A 2,902-nucleotide genomic window follows, 5' to 3' on the forward strand; every position below is an offset into this window, starting at 1 on the left:
ATGAGCGAGATCTCGGCTGCCTCGGTCGAACAAAGCGCCGGTATCGAGCAGGTGAACACCACCATCACCCAGATGGACGATATGACCCAGCAGAACGCCGCCCTGGTGGAGCAAGCCGCCGCAGCGGCGCAAAGCATGGCCGATCAGTCCAACACCCTGGCGCAGGCGGTGGCGGCATTCCGGTTGGCGCAGACCGGCAATCGCGCGCGGCCCCTGGCCGCAAAGCCGCCTCTCGCCCTGCCGGCAAGCAGCAAACCCGCCACACGCGCCTTGAGCAAACCGGGCAAGGCGGAGACAGACGATTGGGAAGAGTTTTAACACGATGCAACGCCTCCGTAGGTCGGGCTTCAACCCGACACGCTGCCAACCATCGTCTTACCAGCGTCCCGGCAGCGCTGTCGGAATGAATTCCGACCTACAGGGCGGCGAGCAGCAAACCGCCCTGTAGGTCGGGTTTTAGCCCGACACGCCAGCCTGCCAGCGGCGTTGTCGGAATGAATTCCGACCTACAAGGCGGCGAGTAGCAAGCAAGCCGGTAGGTCGGGTTTTAACCCGACACGCCAGCCTGCCAGCGGCGGCGTCGGAATGAATTCCGACCTACCGGGTAGCCAGCAGCAACGCGCATTTGATGCCATGTATCAACGACTGGGGTAAACCATGAAAGCCTTCCTCAACCACATTTCGCTGACACAAAAGCTGCTTGCCATGGGGGTTCTGGCGCTTGTGCTGTTTGCCCTGCCAGCCAGCCAGAACTGGCAGCGTGCCCGCGATGAGCTGGCTACTGCCGAGCATGAGCGGACCGGCCTGGCACCAATGAGCCTGGCAACCATGCTGCTCGACCTGATACAGCAACAGCGGCGCGACAGCACCGCCTTGCTGGTCAGCGGCAAAGGCCGCGAAAAGGTCACGGCGGCCCAGGCCAAGGTACAGGCGCAGCTCGATGCACTACGCAGCGACAAGCTGGTGGCGGGCTCAAAACAGCTGAGCGCCGATGTGGCCGAAATGAGCAAGGCGCAAGCCGATATTGCCTCCCGTCTCGCCGCCAGCACCACGGTGGACGAGAATTTCGACGCCCATATCGCCCTGGTCGACCACACCCTGGCCCTGCAAGCCAGTATCGCCGGCGAAACCGGGCTGGATCTCGACCCGGAAGCCACCAGCTACTATCTGTTCGATGCTGCCTATAACCAACTGCCGCCCCTGGTGGAAGCGCTGGCGCGCGCGCGCGGCTATGGGGTGGGCGCCATTACCGCCGGCAGCGGCAATGCCGGCGCGACTGAATTGGCCGCCAAGGCAGCCATCAGCACCCGTTTTGCCCTGTCGATGTTTACCCAGGTGCAGGATCGCCTGAAAAAAGCCGCGCTGGCGCAGCTGGCGAGTGACGACAAGGAAATGGCGACGGAACTGGACGGCATCAAGCAACAGATGGCAGGCCAGGTGGCCGAAGCTTCAAACCTGGCCAACAAGCTCAAGTCGGCCAATTTCGGCAACGTCAGCGCAGAGCAGTATGCCGCCGCCTTCAATACCATCATCGGCAGTGCCTATCAAACGTCGTCCAAGCTCAATAAATTGCTGGACGGCGAACTGGATCAGAGGGTCGAGCGTATCAAGGGGGATTTGCGCCGCCTGCAGCTGTGGACCGCCATCCTGGTCTTGGTGCTGCTGGCTAGCATCACCGCCATTTCGCTATCGTTGAGCCGGCCCATGGCTGCCGCCGTAGCCGCCGCCAGCCGCATTGCCGACGGCGATCTGGACGACGCTCATATCCGCCAAAACGGCCGCAATGAAACCAGTCGCCTGCTCAATTCGCTTGATGATATGCGCCTCAAGCTCAAAGCCACCCTGGAGCGCGAGCGCGCCATTGCCACCGAAAATTCACGCATCCGTACCGCGCTCGATTGCGCTAGCGCGGCGGTGATGATAGGCGACCCGCAGCGGCAGATCGTGTATGCCAACCAGTCGGTACGGCGTCTGCTGCAAGAAACCGAAGCGGAAATCCGCAAGGCGCTGCCGCAATTCAATGCGCGCGACATCATCGGCAAGCATGTCGACGATTTCCATGGCAATGCCAGCCATGTGCAAAGGGTGATCGACGGCATGCAGGGGGTGCACAAGGCGCGGCTGCACCTTGGTGAGCGGCACTTCGTACTGTCGATGAACCGGGTGGTGGATGAAGCCGGCACCTTCCTTGGCACGGCGGTGGAATGGACCGACGAAACCGAAGCCCTGCGCGAGATCGAGCGCGAACGCAACCGTGCCGCCGCCCAGGCGCGGATTCTGGCGGCACTCGACAATACCAGCGTCAATGTGATGATCGCCGATGCCAGCCGCACCATCATCTATATGAATGGCGCGGTCGAGCGCATGCTGCGCCATGCCGAGGCCGATTTGCGCAAGGTGCTGCCGCAGTTCTCCGTCGACAAGATCATCGGCAGCAATATCGACAGCTTCCATAAAAACCCCAGCCACCAGGCCAGCCTGCTTGCCACCTTTACCAGCACCTACCAGAGCAAGATCCAGGTCGGCGCCCGCCATTTCCACCTGACCGCCAACCCTATCATCAATAGCGAGGGCGAGCGCCTTGGCTCGGTGGTCGAGTGGCGCGACATTACCCGCGAAGTAGCCATCGAAAGCGAAGTGGCCGAGCTGATCCGCGGCGCCAATCAAGGCGACTTCACCACCCGTCTTTCCCTGAGTGACAAAGACGGTTTCTTCAAGATTCTTGCCGAGAACCTGAATAGCCTGATGGAAGTGAGCGAGCGCGGACTGGCCGAGGTGGTACGCATGCTCGGCGCCCTGGCGCAAGGCGACCTGACCCAGCGCATAGATGGCGACTATGCCGGCACCTTCGGCCAGCTCAAGGACGACAGCAATGCCACCGCCGAAAAACTGGCGGAAATCA

At 61.9% G+C, this 2,902-nt stretch carries 1 protein-coding gene and 1 pseudogene; both read left to right on the forward strand.

Going from position 1 to position 2,902, the window contains the following annotated elements:
- Positions 1–318: pseudogene (locus tag ACE3OH_RS21335) on the forward strand (methyl-accepting chemotaxis protein); the annotation flags it as partial.
- A gap of 339 nt (positions 319–657) precedes the next feature.
- Positions 658–2,902 (forward strand): PAS domain-containing protein (locus ACE3OH_RS21340; protein WP_374357997.1); only part of this gene is annotated, 2,245 nt, incomplete at its 3' end.

Origin of the sequence: Chitinimonas sp., from assembly GCF_041904975.1 — a bacterium.
Taxonomy (GTDB): domain Bacteria; phylum Pseudomonadota; class Gammaproteobacteria; order Burkholderiales; family Chitinimonadaceae; genus Chitinimonas.